We start from the raw sequence: 483 nt of genomic DNA, 5'->3' as shown, positions 1-483 counted from the left end.
GTGCCGGTTCTCGCTGATGTACTCCTGCAGGATGCGCATCCATTCAGGACCGATGAACACCCACCGTTCGCCCTTGTTCCCGTTCTTCAGCGGGGTATCGGACTCGGGTCGGTGGACGATCTGAATGGCGTGCTCGTCTGCGTTGAGGTCGCCAACATCCAGCCCGCGGACGGTTCCGCGGCGCATCCCCGTCCGCCAGATGAGCGCCATGACGGCGTGCATCCGGCTCGCGTAGTGGTAGCGGTCCAGATACTCCAGAATCGTCTCTGCAGTATCCGGCTCCAGATAGATGTCGCGCGCCTCGGCTCCGTCGGGGAGTTCCGGCGCATGTAGCTTCTCGCGCAGTCCGTCCTCGACGGCGTCCAGGTCGCTCCAGAAATCGAGCGCCATGCGGACGCTACTGAGTTGCTTCTGGAGCGTGATGGGCGCGATATCGCCCTGACGCCACGTAACGAAGTCGTCGAGCTTCCGTCCGGTGAGGTC

The 483-nt window shown here is 63.4% G+C and carries 1 protein-coding gene; it reads right to left on the bottom strand.

Annotation, left to right across the window (positions count from 1 at the left end; all coding sequences use genetic code 11):
* Nucleotides 1–483 (bottom strand): site-specific integrase (locus DVK06_RS17415; RefSeq protein ID WP_147438177.1); only part of this gene is annotated, 483 nt, incomplete at both ends.

The organism is Halorubrum sp. Atlit-28R, from assembly GCF_003665955.1.
In the GTDB taxonomy this organism is placed as follows: Archaea; Halobacteriota; Halobacteria; order Halobacteriales; family Haloferacaceae; genus Halorubrum; species Halorubrum tropicale.
This window is presented reverse-complemented; position numbering and strand designations above follow the sequence as displayed.